This is a genomic window from Microbulbifer celer (genome assembly GCF_020991125.1).
Taxonomy (GTDB): Bacteria; Pseudomonadota; Gammaproteobacteria; order Pseudomonadales; family Cellvibrionaceae; genus Microbulbifer; species Microbulbifer celer.
Genome location: NZ_CP087715.1, coordinates 1 through 15,989, shown reverse-complemented (window position 1 = coordinate 15,989; position 15,989 = coordinate 1). Strand labels below are relative to the sequence as shown.

Annotated in this window: 13 protein-coding genes; 1 reads left to right on the top strand and 12 read right to left on the bottom strand. The window is 58.3% G+C overall.

Features of this window, described 5'->3' with window-relative positions:
* Positions 1 to 124: 124 nt before the first annotated feature.
* The 3 genes from LPW13_RS00065 to LPW13_RS00055 all read right to left on the bottom strand — a co-directional run bounded on the left by LPW13_RS00065 (position 125) and on the right by LPW13_RS00055 (position 4,745).
* Entirely contained in the window at positions 125 to 3,061 is a 2,937-nt protein-coding gene (locus tag LPW13_RS00065; protein WP_230437413.1) for a TonB-dependent receptor, read from the bottom strand.
* Between the two features lie 148 nt (positions 3,062 to 3,209).
* The gene (locus LPW13_RS00060) at positions 3,210 to 4,193 is read right to left on the bottom strand and encodes a FecR family protein (protein ID WP_230437412.1); all 984 of its coding nucleotides are present in this window, start codon (positions 4,191 to 4,193) and stop codon (positions 3,210 to 3,212) included.
* Positions 4,194 to 4,250: 57 nt separating this feature from the next.
* Positions 4,251 to 4,745 (bottom strand): RNA polymerase sigma factor, encoded by a 495-nt coding sequence (locus LPW13_RS00055; RefSeq protein ID WP_230437411.1) that lies wholly within the window; start codon positions 4,743 to 4,745, stop codon positions 4,251 to 4,253.
* A 404-nt stretch (positions 4,746 to 5,149) separates the two neighbouring features.
* Between LPW13_RS00055 and LPW13_RS00050 the strand changes: the two genes are divergently transcribed.
* Positions 5,150 to 6,349, top strand: coding sequence for an NPP1 family protein (locus LPW13_RS00050; RefSeq protein ID WP_230437410.1), 1,200 nt, complete (start codon positions 5,150 to 5,152; stop codon positions 6,347 to 6,349).
* A 141-nt stretch (positions 6,350 to 6,490) separates the two neighbouring features.
* Here the strand turns inward: LPW13_RS00050 and parE are convergent, their stop codons facing one another.
* From parE to LPW13_RS00005, 9 genes are all read right to left on the bottom strand, one after another.
* Positions 6,491 to 8,377 (bottom strand): DNA topoisomerase IV subunit B, encoded by a 1,887-nt coding sequence (parE, locus tag LPW13_RS00045; RefSeq protein WP_230437409.1) that lies wholly within the window; start codon positions 8,375 to 8,377, stop codon positions 6,491 to 6,493.
* A gap of 74 nt (positions 8,378 to 8,451) precedes the next feature.
* A complete protein-coding gene (locus tag LPW13_RS00040) occupies positions 8,452 to 9,075 on the bottom strand; it encodes a YqiA/YcfP family alpha/beta fold hydrolase (protein WP_230437408.1) in 624 nt (207 codons plus the stop codon).
* A gap of 259 nt (positions 9,076 to 9,334) precedes the next feature.
* Complete coding sequence (locus tag LPW13_RS00035; protein WP_230437407.1) at positions 9,335 to 10,000, bottom strand: hypothetical protein; 666 nt, start codon at positions 9,998 to 10,000, stop codon at positions 9,335 to 9,337.
* A gap of 52 nt (positions 10,001 to 10,052) precedes the next feature.
* Positions 10,053 to 10,856, bottom strand: coding sequence for a metallophosphoesterase (locus LPW13_RS00030; protein ID WP_230437406.1), 804 nt, complete (start codon positions 10,854 to 10,856; stop codon positions 10,053 to 10,055).
* 35 nt (positions 10,857 to 10,891) lie between these two features.
* A complete protein-coding gene (locus tag LPW13_RS00025; RefSeq protein ID WP_230437405.1) occupies positions 10,892 to 11,458 on the bottom strand; it encodes a DUF1249 domain-containing protein in 567 nt (188 codons plus the stop codon).
* A gap of 168 nt (positions 11,459 to 11,626) precedes the next feature.
* On the bottom strand, positions 11,627 to 12,283 hold the full coding sequence (locus LPW13_RS00020) for an NUDIX domain-containing protein (RefSeq protein WP_230437404.1): 657 nt from the start codon (positions 12,281 to 12,283) through the stop codon (positions 11,627 to 11,629).
* 37 nt (positions 12,284 to 12,320) lie between these two features.
* Positions 12,321 to 12,905: a DUF4136 domain-containing protein gene (locus tag LPW13_RS00015; protein WP_230437403.1), complete on the bottom strand. Its 585-nt coding sequence runs from the start codon at positions 12,903 to 12,905 to the stop codon at positions 12,321 to 12,323.
* 77 nt (positions 12,906 to 12,982) lie between these two features.
* Positions 12,983 to 13,546 carry a DUF4136 domain-containing protein gene (locus tag LPW13_RS00010; protein ID WP_230437402.1) on the bottom strand — a complete coding sequence of 188 codons (564 nt, stop codon included), beginning with the start codon at positions 13,544 to 13,546 and terminating at the stop codon, positions 12,983 to 12,985.
* An 85-nt stretch (positions 13,547 to 13,631) separates the two neighbouring features.
* Positions 13,632 to 15,989 (bottom strand): PqiB family protein, encoded by a 2,358-nt coding sequence (locus tag LPW13_RS00005; RefSeq protein WP_230437401.1) that lies wholly within the window; start codon positions 15,987 to 15,989, stop codon positions 13,632 to 13,634.

The following is a 15,989-nucleotide window of genomic DNA, read 5'->3' as shown; positions in this document are numbered from 1 at the left end:
TTTGGTTGTTTTTGTGACAACCACTTTGGAAACCCTAAAAATGAAACCCTGAAAATTACCCCCCGGAATCTGCCTCATAACGCTGGCAGACGCCTACATAGCAGTTATGAAAGAGCGTCTAGCACTAGTTCTTCCATACCACCTCCAGGAAGTAGTCTCGCCCACTTTTGGAATAGCTGTACACCCTGTTGGACGTATCCACATATTGATCGAGCGGCTCATTGGTAAAATTCAACGCTGAAACCTTCAACGCCAGGTTTCCATCCATCTGATAGTGTATCGCCAGGTCTCCATAGAGCGATGCATTCACACCGGACTCATCGTTGCCGTCCGCGCTGGGCGCCTCCACCAAATACCGGTCCCGGTAGTTCGCCGACAGCTGGAATTTCCACCGCCCTCTCGCGCCACCGAAGACCAGGTTTCCAGAAGATTTCGACAAGCCGGCCAGCGGCTTGCTTATTTTTCTCCCTTCGTCCCAGTAATCGGCATCCGCATTACTATAGGTGTAGTTAAATGCGAGGGAGCTACTTTCCAACAAGCCGGGAAACAGATTCATCCCCTGAACCAGAGAAAGCTCTAGCCCGTGCAAGTAAACACTGTCTCCATTGACCGGTCGGGTTACGGCATAATCCCCAGCCAGAATATCGTCGTCGGGCTTCAGTTGTTGCTCGAAAAAAACATCCCCTGGCAGTATTTCGGAAAGGTTTTCTGACGAAAAATGATTCGACTGCCTGACGATATAATCTTCAATTTTCTTGTAGAAAAATCCCAGCGCCGCCATGGATTCAAAATCGCTCGCATAGCGCTCGAAGGACAGGTCGACAGACGTCGCCGCCAATGGCTTTAGCCCGGGATTGCCCTGGGTAATGGTGCCCTCACTGGTGTCAATCTGGATACTGGCCCGCAAATCCGCGGCGGCAGGACGGGTGATGTTCTTTGCTGTCGAAAATCGCACCAACCCGTTTTCACCCAAGGTGGAAGATAAGTTCAAAGACGGCAGCCAGTTCCCATAACCCGACCGGCTCTCGCGCAGTGCTGTCAACGTATCGCTGGCCAACAGGCCTTTGCTGTGTAACGCCGTGGCACTGTATCGCAACCCGGTGTCAAAGCGGAGCCGGCTCGCTCGCCAATTCCACTCCCGCGCCCATTCCAGGTACCCGGCCCAGGTAGTCTCGTACACCTCGAAAAGACTACCCGGATCGACGGCCGGACTGCGTTCGCCCACAGACAGCCGCTCCAGCGCCGCCAGGGATGGTGTAAGCCACCGGGCTGGCGTCCCATTCACACCCAGTCCGGCAAAATCCGTGTGGGTAAACAGGCCGCCCACACTGGCACCGCGCAGGTCGTAAAAATGGCTGCGCAGCGTTTCACCGGAATGGCTGTATTGACGATAGCTGAAACCCGCACTAACCCGGTCAGTGGTTTCGCCACTGGCGAGGTCGAACACATTGTCAATCTTTGCCTGGCGAAACCGATTATCGACCCGCTCTCCCCTGGCAGCCACCCGGTAGACCTGCCACTGGTCGGGATCGTTAACATCAAAACCATAACGGTTCAGTGCAACGCGATCATTATTCCGGTAGTCATAGGAGAAATCCTGGTCATTGGCTTCAAACCAGACCTTGTCATGTACCGGACTGCCGAAGGCCGAATGGGAATAACCGAAGGCGCCGCGAATCTGCCAGTGGGGTTGAAGCCGATACTCCAACAAAGCCGTCAGCTGCTGAAATTCCGTATGGTTTTTTTCAATGTTCAATTCCGAGTGGATGTCCACATGGGAGAAATCCCCGTACAGAATATCGTTGCCATCGACAGCAAGGTCGTTGATGACGATACCGCTGACATCGCCCGCTCCCAGGCCCGCACTGTCCAGGTGCCGTTCGGTTATATCCAGGCGATGCTTCGCCGTGATCCCGGTAAGCGACAGGCTCAATCCGTCGTTGGGTTCAAACTGCCACGCGGCGAGCATAGAGGATCTTTCAGATTCACGACTGAGGATGTCGTAGCGGTTGTAGCGTGAACGGAACAGGGCGTTGTCGCCCTCACTGTTCAAACGCGACACCCAATCCTCGGGAATATCCGGGTTCACCTTTTCCAGGTCCCAACCTCCCGTATTCCAGCGCACAGTGGAAAAGCCGACCTCCTGCGTCCGGTGTTCGCCGTACATCAATGAAACCAGTATCGCCTGGGAGCCATCGGCCCAGCTTTCAGCCCACAGTCCCCGCCCACCCGGGGCCGAATGTGCCACATTGGTGTTGTACCCGGCCTGCAAGCTGAACTCCCGCTGCCCGGCCATATCGAGTGGCCTTGGCGTCTGCAGATCAATGGTGCCGGCGATGCCGCCCTCGGCCTGATCCGCACTCATGGTTTTGTACAGGCTGGCCCGCTGCAAGCCGTCCACGGCAAACACATTGAAGTCAAAACTGCGACTGCGGTTCAGCGCACCGCGGGCGTCTATCGAAGTCCCGGTGGCCAGAATCTCCATACCATTCAGCTGTATTCGTGTGGCATCCGCACTCATCCCGCGAATGGAAACCTGGCGGCCCTCGCTGCCCTCCCGGGTAATGGCGACCCCGGGCAGGCGGTTGAGTGTTTCCGCCGGATTGCGGTCGGCAAAGGCGCTGAAGTCCGCCGGTACCAGCGTTTCCACAATGCCCTGGCTCTGGTACCTGGCCAGCGGCTTAGCCGACAACTGGTTTCGCCGACCCTCCACAACCAGCTCCATGATTACCTGTTGCTGCCCGTCCGGCCCCGCTTCTTCTTCCGCGCCCTTATGCAGAAAGATAATGACACCGGACGGCGTCTGCCTCGCGCGCAGGCTGTCCGCGGGCAATACCTCGTTCAATGCCGGCAGAAGAGAAACCTGCTGCAGAGAGCGCGAAAGATCGGTTGGGGTAAGCGACAGGCAATAGCCGCCGGCGAGTGTCACTATCGCCGTGTCAAAGCGGTCGGAAAGCAACCGCACAATATCGGACAGCGGTATGCCAGCTCCGCCTTCACTGCCATCGGAAGCACAGGCGCCGAGATCCTCCAGGCCAATCTCCGAAGGTTGCGAGGCCATTAAGGGGGCAGCCGCGCTCCACCCTGCGAGCACAGCGACAGCCAGGCCGTTGAAACTACGACCTTGAGGAAAGCGAAAGGGAGGTTGAAACCGCATAGCGAGTCCAGCCTAGCGCCCATTTGTGACAAGCGCTTGAAGAAATCCCCGGCTAACGAGACAGGAGATACCGCCCGTCCTCCTCTCTCAACTCGAGCCCCTGCAGATCGGCCAACAATTCCAGACTTCGCCGGGGCTGATCGAGCCGGAAACGGCCGGAGACCTTCTCCTGGGCGGAAAGGATATCGGCCAGGACAATATCCCGCCGGGAATGGCGCTGGAGTTGCAGCAATACGTCCTTCAGCGGTTGCTCGGTTACATCCAGCCAGTTCTGCATCCAGTCCGCCTTGCCCGCAGACTGATCGAAGTGCGTCACAGGCTCCAGGCGGCGCCCGTCTACCAGGATGGCGTCACCCGCTGTGAGTTCCCGCTGACCGGCGGCGGCAACCCGCACCCGCCCCTCATAGACATTCACCTGCACCTGGTGACCGAGGCGATTCACGTTGAAAACGGTACCCACAACCTCGATGCGCGAAGCACCCACCGTAATGACAAAGGGCCTGTCCGGATCGGGTGCCACCTCAAAGAATACCTCGCCCTGGCGCAGCTCCACCCTCCGTTCACTTCCCGCCATACTGTATGCCAGCTGCGTATCGCCATTGAGCCGTAAATGCGAGCCGTCAGCCGTGTGCAGCTCTCCCGTTTCCCCTCTGGCAGTCATGCTCTCCTGAAAGGCCACAACGGGCGCTTGCGATTCCTGCCTCCAAGCCGGCAGTTGCGGCAGCCACAGGGCCGCGATCAATAAGCAGGCAGCCACCCCCATAAGCCAGTGCGCAGCCCGACCTGCACCACCACCGGTGACGGAGCGAAGTCCAGGCGCAGCCGGGCTCCCCGCCCGCTCCCTAACCTTCTCCAGGCTATATTGAAGAATCTCTCCATCCATTTCAGCACACAGGAATTCATAGGCCCGACGATGCCGGGCATCCGCTGCCAACCAGTCCCCAAGGGCCGCCCGGCTCTCCGCGTCCAGCTCATCTCGCCGCTCACACCAATCGGCGGCCTGTGCCCAAATAAGGGGCCCTATTTTTGAATTCATATAAAACTATCTGTTTCTATTAACCGGACCTATCAAGCGTTGCCAGGTTAATTCTCCTTAGTCGACCCAACCTTTTGCTTCCATGCCCACAGCCAGGTCGGCCATCGCACGTGTAATATGTTTCTTCACTGCCTCGACACTCATCCCCAGGGCGCTGGCAATTTCTTCCCTCGTCTGCCCGTCGAGCCGGCGGCGTATAAACACTTCGCGCCGTAACTCCGGCATGGCTTCGACAATACCGACCAGATCCCTGAGACGCTGGTGCTGCGACTGCTTTTCCATGGGACAGTATTCATCAGCAATTTCCACGACGTCTTCGCCAATGGGCTCTCCACGCTCCTTGCGCCAGTAGTCAATCACAACGGTTTTCGCCACCTGCATAGCGTAAGCGAAAGGTTCCTTCACACGATTGCGGTCAGCACTGCTCAGCGTTCTCGCCAGCGTTTCCTGTACCAGGTCGTCCACTTCCTGACGATCTCTTACCTTGGAAGAAATAAAGCGGCGCAATGCATCCCGGTTGTGAACGAGGTTTTTCTCAAACCTTTCGGACATTGTCTTCTGAGGATTCAGGATCGGCATAGAACTGTAGCTCGTGGTAATCCGGCAGCCTTACTTCGAGGACGAAAAATCCGACTTACACTACAGTGCAAATGTGTCAGGTTTATAACGGCACATCATCCATCAATACCAGCCGACTCCTCCCCCCCAGCCCCTGACATATAAACGTTGCACCCTACAAAAAGGGGACACTACCACCACTTATTATTTTTGCGCTACAACGGTCCGGCCATGACATATTTATTAAATCGCATTAAACCCTGTCCCCTTCTCTCCCTCCAGAGAGTCTCCTAGTGTGGTGACAGCGATAACCACCGTCACTCTCGGTCAGCAACAGACGCACCGCAACATCTATCAGCTTCTTTTGCTTCAATTTTCTCAAAGACAGGAACCCCTTCATGAAACTGAAGACCTTTGGCTTATCTTTCGGATTGGCGCTACTGGCGTCGATACCAGCACTGGCGAGCGATTTTGCCAAACTGGACCAGGCGCTGCCTGACTCCGTGGACGCCGTATCCATTGCCCCGGTGTTCGATTTTGACGGCGACGGCTGCTATCCCAGCGCCGGTATCAGCCGCAACGGCGACATCAACGGAGGCCTCAAGCCCAGCGGCAGCCTCGACGGCTCCTGCAGTTCCACCAACTTTATGGATATCTCCAACACCGTGCACCGCTATGCCTGTATCGACTACGGCGGTGCCAGCTATTGTGGGCACTTCTACGCACTCTATTTCGAAAAGGATCAGCTGTTCGAAGGTATTGAAAGCGGCCATCGCCACGACTGGGAGTTCGCTGCGGTATGGACAAAAAATGGCAACGTCACTCACGGCAGCTACAGCTACCACCGCACCGTGGTTACCCTGGACGCCGCGAAAATTCCGACGGATGACAACGGCCATATGAAGTTCGTCTATCACAAGGACGGAATATCGACCCACGCCCTGCGTTTGGCCAAGCACAACGAAGTGGCGGAAAACCCCTACGGTGTATTCGTTACCCCGACAATTACCAGCTGGTATGAATTGTACGGCGACGGCTGGAACAACGAAGTGATGCGCACCCTGCTGGACAACTTCGACTATGGCGACGCCAACCTGCCGGTCAACCACAATAACTTCTTGAACAAACTCAACACTTACAAGCCCGACGGTTACCCGGACTTTACCGAAACCAGCCTCACTGCATCCAATCCCGGAGTAGAAGGCCGGTACCTGGAGTATGTCAACAACGCCTCAGGCCTGTGTCTGGATATCGACGCCGCCAATATGGAGAACGGCACCAATGTATTGCAGTGGAATTGCAACGACGGCAACTGGCAGAAGTGGTATTACGAGGAGAGTACCGGACTGATCCGCAGCAGGCACGACCCCCGCTACTGCCTGGACAACGGCGGCGTCTATGCCAGCAACGCAAACATCATGATCTGGACCTGCAACGGCGGCAGTTCCCAGCGCTTTACTCTAAACAGTAACGGCTCCATCAGCGTGACCGCCGAACCCACCCAGGTTATCGATGGCTTCGGCATCAATGCCGGCGACGATGTGGGCACCTGGAGCTACACGGGCGGCACCAATCAACACTGGCTCCGGCAGGAATAGCTAAAAAATCAAAGGCGATACAGGGATGTATCGCCCGAAAATATGCCCGTTTTTTGAAGGGCACCTCTAAAGTCATTGCACAGTTCCAACAAAAAAAACCTCGCGCACAGGCGAGGTTCTATTTTTTTGAGGGAGAGTTACTCAACTCACTTCGGCAAGATTGCCTTTGTTCTCAAGCCACTGCTTGCGATCACCAGCGCGCTTCTTGGCCAGCAACATGTCGAGCAATTGATTGCAGTCATCACCGGCGTCCACATAGAGCTGTACCAGCCTGCGGGTATTCGGATCCATGGTGGTTTCCCGCAGCTGCAAGGGGTTCATTTCCCCCAGCCCCTTGAATCGGGTGACCTGGATCTTGCCTTTCTTTTTCTCCGCCGCGATACGGTCCAGAATCCCCTGGCGCTCTGCATCATCCAGCGCGTAGTAGGTTTCCTTGCCGATATCGATCCGGTACAGCGGCGGCATGGCGACAAACACGTGGCCATTGGTGACCAGCGGACGGAAGTGGCGCAGGAACAGGGCACACAACAAGGTGGCAATATGCAGGCCGTCGGAGTCCGCATCCGCAAGAATACAGATCTTGTTGTAGCGCAGACCTTCCAGGTTGTCGCTGGCCGGGTCCACCCCCAGGGCAACGGCGATATCGTGTACTTCCTGGTTGGAAAAAATCTCACTGGAGTCCACTTCCCAGGTGTTCAGGATTTTGCCGCGCAGGGGCATGATCGCCTGATATTCGCGGTCGCGGGCCTGTTTGGCGGAACCGCCGGCAGAGTCACCCTCTACCAGGAACAGCTCCGAGCGGGAGGCATCGCCACTGGAACAGTCGGCGAGTTTGCCCGGCAGTGCGGGTCCCTGGGTGACTTTCTTGCGCGCGACTTTTTTCGCCGAGCGCAATCTTTTCTGCGCATTGCTGATACAGAGTTCGGCGAGCTTGTCTCCATCCTCCGTGTGCTGATTCAGCCACAGCGCGAAAGCATCTTTCGCCACACCGGAGACAAAGGCGGTGGCCTCACGGGAGCTGAGCCGTTCCTTGGTCTGCCCGGAAAACTGAGGGTCGGCCAGCTTGGCGGAGAGCACGTAACTGCACTGGGCCCAGATATCTTCCGGCCCGAGTTTTACTCCACGCGGTAACAGGTTGCGAATCTCGCAGTACTCGCGCATGGCATCCAGCAGGCCGGAGCGCAAGCCATTCACATGGGTCCCGCCCTGGGCAGTGGGAATCAGGTTGACGTAGGATTCTGCAGTGACCTCACCACCTTCCGGCAGCCACTGTACCGCCCAATCCGCGGCTTCGGTTTCGGCACTGAAAGTGCCCACAAACGGTTCTGCAGGCAGTACTTCCCACCCCTGGTTGGCAGCGGCGAGGTAGTCCTTGAGGCCGTCTTCGTAGTACCACTGATCCGATTCGCCATCCTGCTCATTGATAAACGTCACTGTGAGGCCGGGACACAGTACCGCTTTGGCCCGCAGCAGGTGACGCAGGCGCGGCACGGAAAATTTGGGCGAATCAAAGTACTGGGGATTCGGCATAAAACGGATACTGGTACCGGTGGTGCGTTTGCCGCAATCGCCGATGACTTCCAGATCCGATGCCTTGTCGCCATTCTGGAAGCCGATGCGATGCACCTGGCCATCCCGTTGAATGGTCACTTCCAGCATCTGCGACAGCGCGTTGACCACGGACACCCCCACGCCGTGCAGCCCGCCAGAGAACTGATAGTTCTTGTTGGAAAACTTACCCCCGGCATGCAAGGTCGAGAGGATGACTTCCACCCCCGGGCGCCCCTGTTCCGGGTGAATATCCACCGGCATGCCGCGACCGTCATCACTGACGGAGATCGAGTGATCTTTGTGCAGAACCACCTCGATTTTCTTCGCGTGGCCGGCGAGGGCTTCGTCGACACTGTTGTCGATCACTTCCTGGGCCAAGTGGTTGGGCCGGGTGGTATCGGTGTACATGCCCGGGCGCTTTTTCACCGGGTCCAGCCCCGTCAATACCTCAATATCTTCTGCGGAATATTTGGCCATAGAATCTCTGTTCGCCGTAGCCGGCGCCTACTACTCGTTGAATGACTTGTCGTTGAGTTACTTGTTGTGATCGTTCAATGATTCGGAAACAGGAAATCTACCAGTGCGCTCATATGGCGGGCAAATCCCTGAAAGCTGTGATCGCCACCCTCCTCGATGGTATGGCGCTGCCCCCGGTAAAACTGTTCCGCTTCGCGACAGTCTAGGGTTTCATCGCCGCGTTGCGCCAACAACCAGTAGCGCCCTTCAAGCGGGGTGGGTAAAGACTGCTCGAGTTCGAGCAATGTGTCCACATCCCGTTGCCGGAGGCGGTAAGTCTGCAGCTCGCCGCTGTAGGGCTGCAGATCCTGCTCCAGATGCTTGGGCATCAGGCGCGCGGGATGCACCGCGGGATTGATCAACACCGCCGGCAATCCGTGCTGCTCCGCCAGCCAGGTACTCCAGAACCCACCCATGGAGCTGCCCGCCAGGCCCACGGGGCCGTTATGGGTACGCACAAGCTCTTCCAGCAGGTGTCCCAGAGACTCGGCCGCTTCACCGGGATAGGGAGAGATCAGCGGTGTATAGAAGATGACGTCGGGCCGCTCCTGCTGCAGCCATTGTTTCAGCAGCTGGCACTTGTAGGATTGCGGTGAGGACAGGAAGCCGTGCAGATAGATCAGCAGCGGCCGCCCGGATTCGGTATTCGATATTGGCATGGGGCGGGATTATAGCGTCGAGCGCTGCCGGGGTCTCAACCTGGTGGGCAAATGCGATCAAACAGGCAGCCTCACGAATCACGCATAGGCGGTGGTGCTGCCGGGTGCGGCCTTGCAAGACACGCCGTAAACCCATCCATGGGGGCTCTTCTGCGAGGTCCCTCTCGCAGAAGGTCTTGCAAGGCCGCACCCGACATCGCCACCTTCGCCCGGCAGAGCGTCAGTTAGAGCGAACGGAACCGGTATCCCGCCGAGAATATTATTGAAGCGTTTTATCCAGACTGCGGAACGCGCGGCGAAGGTCGGTGCGCATGTCCGCCCAGAAGGTGACCCGGTTGAAGCGGTCAAAGCGGTTGGGACCGAGGGAGCCGAAGTTGTCCCCCATCTCCCGGCGGTCACTGAAGCGCATCACCGGATTGCCCTGACTGTCCAGCAGCTCGCCGGAGAGTACGCCCCAGGCGCTCTGGTCCGCATAAACCCGCCAAACGCCGGCTGAGGGTTCCAGGGGGGCAGCGATGGAGAAACGGCGCAGGTCCAGCTGCATCACGTAATCGGCCTCGGACCTGTCCGTCACCAGCTCACTGTTGCGCGGGGCGAGAAAACGCTCTCCCAGGGTCTCCCCAATGAGCGCCTGCAGTTTGGCCCGATCCTTTTCATCCAGCCTGTAATCCGCCTCTCGAAAGGGCGAGCTGGCGCGGGCAAAGCGCTTGTTGTAGTCAATAGAGAGCGGCTCCATGTACACCTTGGCGCCGCTCAGGTCGAAGGCAAAGGCGGCGCTGACACTGTCCAACCCGGATGCCTTGGGCACCAGCCCGTCTTCAATGGCCGCCTGATCTTCCGCCGACGGCTGCTGGGCGCAACCGGCCATTAGTGTCAGCACCAGCGGTGCGGCAAACAGTACTTTCAGGAATCGCATGTTCATCATTGACCTCACTTCCTGTTAATTGGCGGTTCAACAGTAACACCGAAGGCAGGTGTCAGTATCCGGACGAGGCGAGATCCACGCTGTATTCGGCCATCTGCACCCGCTCGACGCCGGTTTCGTAACGACCGTCATCGTAGAGCTCAAACCACCGGTATCCGGGCATTTCACTGTCAACCGAGAAGGGGCCACTGCCGGGGGTGAACTGAACCGAGGTGGAGGGTGTTGCATGCAGACCAATATGGCCGAGGTGACTATCGAACTGCTGATGCACATGCCCCCAGGTGAGCGCCCGCACGTTATCCGCCCCCTGTACCAGATCGATAAACGCCTCGCGCCCGGTGCGCAGCATATGCCCATCGATCCAGTGACTGCCCACTGGCACCGGTTGGTGGTGCATCAGCAACATCAGCGGATGATCGGCGTTGTCCTCGATCAATTGCCGTAAACGCGCCAGCTCGCGCTCATCCAGGCCGCCGCAGATATGTCCGGCAACACTGGTATCCAGCATCAGCAAGCGCCAGTTGCCCACTGGGATGACTTCCGGGCGACGGCGCGGGGCAAGTTCATCCATGCGCTGGGGCTTGTCATGATTGCCCGGCAGCCAATACCAGGGTGGATGCACCGGCTGCATTTTATTCAGGAATCGGCGATAGGAGTCTTCGCTGCCGTTGGCAGAAACATCGCCGGTGACGACCATCAGCTCCGCCGCACGGGGCTCCGCGGTGATCGCTGCCAGCACCTCATTCAGGGTGTGGCCGGTGTCCAGGCCCAGCAACTGGTAATCAGGCCGACCGCCAATATGGGGGTCGGTGATCTGAATCAATCGCTGTGCCGCTGTCGCTGCCTGTGTGCTCACTCTTCCACCTTGCCGATACTTCCATGTAGGTCCGGCTACCGGTCGCCCAATTTAAAATCCAATTCGGCGCGTCCATTCGCCAGACAGTGCGCCAACCATTCACTCAGGTATCGATTCACCTGCTGGCGCTCATCTTCATTATGCATCGCCGGATTGGGGTAACGGAAATTGAGCCCATCACCACCCACCGGCCCCTGGCCATCCACGGCTACCACCTCGGCCATACGCGCATCATGATACATGCGTACCGTGATCGGCGGCGGCGCCAGCCAGCTCTTGCGTTCGTCAAATCTCTCACTACCACGGGATGCCTGCAGGCTGACTTCGGTGGTGTAGCGACTGCGCTCTACCACCGCGACCTCGAGCGTGCCGTCGGGCATCCGATAGCACCAGCTTTCCTTTTCTGCCAGCCGCGGCATCAACTTGCACAGGCGTAGATAGTTGGCATCGCAATCCGCATGATAGTTGGGCAGGTCCACCCGGTAGCGCTCCCGCCGGCCGCGAATGGATTGAACACCAGAGCGGCCGCTCGACTGGGTGGTTCCCTGCTTCTTTTGTTCTGTTTGCGGGCGGTTACGCCCCGAATCTGCCGTTAGCGACATTATCGACACTCCAGTTGAGTTCGCGCCGTGATTCAGCTCTCAAATTGCCGGGATCACCGCACACTTTCGTCGCAAACCGGCCTCCTGCCGGGGAGCGGCAAGTTACCAGGCCCGACGCGAATTGCCAGTTGCCTGTTCCAGTCGACTCTCGCCAAAGCACCAATAACCTCAGTCGGAAGCCGAAACCTGTGCGACTTGCTGACCGAGCCGCTCGCGGTTCAGCTGCAGCCACTGCAGGCTGATGATAGACGCAGCGTTGTCGATCGCGGCATGACCGCTCTCCAGTGCCGCAAACACCTCCCCTGCGGGCAGTACCCGCAAGCGGATATCTTCATGCTCCGCGGCAAGCCCGAAGAACCCTTCGATACCACGCAGATCTGCCAGTGCGCAATACAGGAACATTCGCTCGCTGCTACCCCCGGGGCTGGGAAGATAACTGCGGATATAGTGCAGTTCGGCAACCTCGAGGCCGGCCTCTTCCTGCAATTCGCGACGCGCAACTTCCTCGAGGCTCTCACCGGCTTCCACCATGCCGGCGACAATTTCCAGGCACCATGGGCCCGGATCACGCTCCAGTGCCCCCACACGAAACTGCTCGGTCATCGCGATCAGCTGGTGGGTCGGATCGTACAGCAAGACCCCTACCGCATTGCCGCGTACAAACAGCTCGCGCTCCATTTCGCCGCTCCAACCGCCGCGATACAGGCGATGGCGCAGTCGCAGCTTGTGCATTTTGAAGAAGCCGTCATAGGCGACTTTGCGCTCGACGATATCCACCGCCCCACGGGTAAAACGGGGATTGAGATCCTTGTCATCCATACTCATGTGTTGCTCGGTCCTTTATTGGAAAATGTCGCCCAAATCAGTCGTAACCAACATCGTTATAAGGCGGGAAGCGTCCAATGATCAGTGCCGCCTCTTCATTGAAGCGTTGTAGCTGACGTCGCGGATCGTCGAAACCGGCCGCCTTGGAGGGTAGACTGCCGCGCCACAGGGGGGCATCATCCGCCGACGAAACATCCACCACCAGAGTGGACTGGGTGTACTCGCGTACCCGCAGGGGAGCGCGCCAACCAAGCCCGAAATAACCATAACCGCCGTACAGACTGAAAGGATCTTCGTAGACCGCCACCTTGTCGCTGCTCATCAGCTGGACCCGTACCAGAAAGTCGGCCTGATCACGGCTTTCTGCAGGGGTGTAGCGGCCGCGCAACTGGTTGTCGATCGCCTGACGGGCACGTTTGATCTCGAATGGCGATACCGGCCCACTGGCGAGCGGGTCGAGCATGTAGTAGCTGCGTAGATTGGCGAATTTGAACGCGGGATCGTAATCCACCGCCACCGGATTAGAGGCTGCACAGCCGGCAAGCCAGAGCCCCAGGGCGGCGATACAGGCTCCGCGGAATCGGAGCGAGTTAAGTCGGAGTATGTGAAACAGTGAAGCCATAAGTGCTCCCTTCAATGTGGTGAGAGTACCGGCTTCCCTGCCAGATGATTCGATGAGTGTGCGATTTTACCTGTAGATCAGCGCGCCGGCGGCAGGTCTTCGAGCAGATCGCCGACGGTTTTTGAGAGTAGCCGCTGCCGTGCGTTCGCACTCTCGGGGTGTGCAATCAGTTTGGTGGCGCTGCCTCCCCACATTGGAGATCCGTTCAGGGGGCCAATGCCCACCGAGAGTGTAACCCGCGGCGCACCAGTGTTTGAGGGCAATTCTACGACGCCGCGGGTAGCGTTGCTGTCAAACTGGGCATTCCAGCTTTCCTCTGCACTCTCACTGGCAAACTGTTCTTCGATCACCGCGACCTGATAATCCACTACCATATCGGCATTTGCCGGGTTATCCACCTGCACATAGCCACGGTTATTGAGTAACCCACCGACAATATCCCGCAATTCCGTGTCCAGCTCGACCATCTGCGCAGACGAGGCGCCGCTGACATCCGTCAGTGCCTCGGTTCCCCAGGCATAGGTGGAAAACTGCACCGGTCCGGCGGCGGGTTCGATGGTGCTGACCTGGGTAGGGGTACAGGCGGCAAGGCCGACCAACATCAGTAGTAGGGCCATCAGACCGGCCAAGTGAATACGCATCCGTTCATCCTTCTGGTGTATTGCTGTGTATGGATTGCAATGTGTGTGTTGCGGTGACGCCCACGCCTGGCGGCTTGGTCCGGCGTTATTTGAAGTTGTCTTCAAGCGCCGGGTATAACTCTATTTTAGGACTCCACAGCAGCCACTCGGGTTTCGGCTCACCGTAGAGTGGATAATGGCTGCCCGATTCCACCTCAAGCCCCATCTCCGGATTGTTGGGCGTGGCAAAGGCGATACCGCCCGCCAGCAGCGCTTCGGTAGATTCCGTATGTACATCGAGCCCGGTTTTCAGTCCGAAGTTCACATCTACGCCGCTGGCATTCCAGAACACCGAGCGCTCCCGCACCAGGGTGCGGAATTTTGCTTCAATATAGACATAGATATAAACCCGGTCCGCCAGTTCCCCCAGCTGGTAACCCGTGACCTCCCCCACCTGTACCTGGCGGTAGTACACAGGGCTGCCGCGTTTCAGCGAACCGCGCCGGGGCGCGTTCAGAATCACTGTCAGCCCGGGGCGCATCATGGTGTCGGCCAGATCCGGTTCGGGCTTGGACGGCAGTGCGGTGAATTCCGTCTGCGCATCGCCCTCGCCGGGCTCGAGCTCCAGGAAAGGCCCGGTGACCAGGGTATCCAGATGTGCCACGCCATCGAGTCCGACCTTGGGCCCCACCACCCACAAGCGCGTACCGGCACGGGCGAAGTGGCTCTCGCGATGGTACAGGCGGGCGCGGGCACGCACACCATCCAGATTGCGGTTCAACCACATACGATCGATTTCGCCCACCTGCAGGCCGCGATAGCGCAGGGCGCTGCCCACTTTGAGCCCTTCGTCGCCACTCAGATTGATATAGATATTGATCCCCTCTTCCAGCGCCTCGTCGCGAGAATTGTAGAGCGGAAAACTGTCGCCGTTGGAGGCTCGCGTGGAATTCTTGACCATGTAAGGACCTTCATCGAAGGCGATACCACCGCGCAGGATCGACAGTAGCGAATCCGCCTCCACTTCGATGCCCCGCAGGCTGGCGCTGGCGCGCACACCACTGACGTTCCAGAAACGGGTGCTGCTGCTCACCAGATGCGCGTAGGCCGGCTGAATCACTACGTAGACTTCAACCCCTGAACCATCCGGCTTCAGTTCCAGCCCCTGGACCCGGCCCACTTCCAGATGGCGGAAATACACCGAGGCGCCACGCTGCAGGGAACCACTGGTTTTCGCGGTCAACCGTAAATGCAAGCCCGGCACACGGGGATCCTTGGGTGGCGCGCGGGATTCGGCGCTGAAGCTGCGCACGGACCGCTTGCCAGATCGCAGGTCCACTTCGATCCGATTCCCCTTGAGCAGATCATTGACTCCGGAGGTGAAATCCAGCGTGGGCGGCGCCAGCCAGAAGCGGGTGTTTTCGCTCAACAGGTCGTCGGTGATCGGATCCATCAGCACTTCGACTTCCATGCCATCGATATTACTGTTGGCTTTGACCTTACTCACCTCACCTACCTGAATCCCCTGGTAGATCACCTGGGTGGAACCGGGCGTCAGGTTCACACCACGGTCAAAATGCAGGGTGATGGGGATGCCGGCGTCCGCTTCGGCAAAGCTTTCATAGAGTTTGAATTCCGCTCCGTCTTTCGCCAGGGGCGAATGGGCCTGCGCCTTGGGCGTATAGAAACTGACGCCACCTGCGATCAGTGAGGCGAGGGATTCCAGCTCTACTTTGACGCCGCTGATACTGCCCTGAATAGAGATCCCGGAGGTGTTCCAGAAACGGCTGCCGCGGTGTACCAGATGCGCGTGTTCATCCTGGATAAACAGGTCGATCTCTACCTTACTGGCATCCTCCGCGAGGCGGTAATTCACCACCTGCCCCACTTCCAGCTGCCGGTAATACACCGGTGAACCGCGGCTGACCGATGCCAATCGGGGCGACTCCAATGTCACCCGCAGCCCGTCACCACGCACGTGGGTTGGTGGCTCGGGAACGGCGATAAAATGCTTCTTGTGTTCGCCACTGCCAGGCTCCACTGCGATGTAGTTGCCCGACACCAGCGTTTCGAGCCCGCGCACACCGGTGAGGGACACTTCAGGCTTCACCAGCCAGAACTTGCTGCCTTCGGTCAGCAGATAGGATGCACTGCGGTTGAAACTCACTTCCGCCAGAACACCATCAGCACCGCCGAGTTCCACGGCGTCAGGCTTGAGCTGAAAGTCCTCTACGGCGCCGATTTCCACGCCGTTGTATTTAACCGCAGTCTTCCCTTTTACCAGGCCATCCCCGGTAGAGAACAGAATCGTGGCGTGGATATCCCCCTGGGTAAAATCGCGATACAGCAGCCAGGCGGCGATCAGCGCGGCGATCAGGGGCAACAACCACACCAGGGACAGGCCGCGGCTACGGCGCGCCACGCCCTCTGGCAGGCTCTCCCGATCCACTTGCGGTTCACTCAT

What these genes read in the sequence shown, in the direction of transcription:
- parE (WP_230437409.1), bottom strand. Translation starts at nt 8,377, where the DNA reads ATGGCCAAATATTCCGCAGAAGATATTGAGGTATTGACGGGGCTGGAC.
- LPW13_RS00055 (WP_230437411.1), bottom strand. Translation starts at nt 4,745, where the DNA reads ATGTCCGAAAGGTTTGAGAAAAACCTCGTTCACAACCGGGATGCATTG.
- LPW13_RS00020 (WP_230437404.1), bottom strand. Translation starts at nt 12,283, where the DNA reads ATGAGTATGGATGACAAGGATCTCAATCCCCGTTTTACCCGTGGGGCG.
- LPW13_RS00035 (WP_230437407.1), bottom strand. Translation starts at nt 10,000, where the DNA reads ATGATGAACATGCGATTCCTGAAAGTACTGTTTGCCGCACCGCTGGTG.
- LPW13_RS00015 (WP_230437403.1), bottom strand. Translation starts at nt 12,905, where the DNA reads ATGGCTTCACTGTTTCACATACTCCGACTTAACTCGCTCCGATTCCGC.
- LPW13_RS00040 (WP_230437408.1), bottom strand. Translation starts at nt 9,075, where the DNA reads ATGCCAATATCGAATACCGAATCCGGGCGGCCGCTGCTGATCTATCTG.
- LPW13_RS00060 (WP_230437412.1), bottom strand. Translation starts at nt 4,193, where the DNA reads ATGAATTCAAAAATAGGGCCCCTTATTTGGGCACAGGCCGCCGATTGG.
- LPW13_RS00005 (WP_230437401.1), bottom strand. Translation starts at nt 15,989, where the DNA reads ATGAGTGAACCGCAAGTGGATCGGGAGAGCCTGCCAGAGGGCGTGGCG.
- LPW13_RS00025 (WP_230437405.1), bottom strand. Translation starts at nt 11,458, where the DNA reads ATGTCGCTAACGGCAGATTCGGGGCGTAACCGCCCGCAAACAGAACAA.
- LPW13_RS00050 (WP_230437410.1), top strand. Translation starts at nt 5,150, where the DNA reads ATGAAACTGAAGACCTTTGGCTTATCTTTCGGATTGGCGCTACTGGCG.
- LPW13_RS00065 (WP_230437413.1), bottom strand. Translation starts at nt 3,061, where the DNA reads ATGGCCTCGCAACCTTCGGAGATTGGCCTGGAGGATCTCGGCGCCTGT.
- LPW13_RS00010 (WP_230437402.1), bottom strand. Translation starts at nt 13,546, where the DNA reads ATGCGTATTCACTTGGCCGGTCTGATGGCCCTACTACTGATGTTGGTC.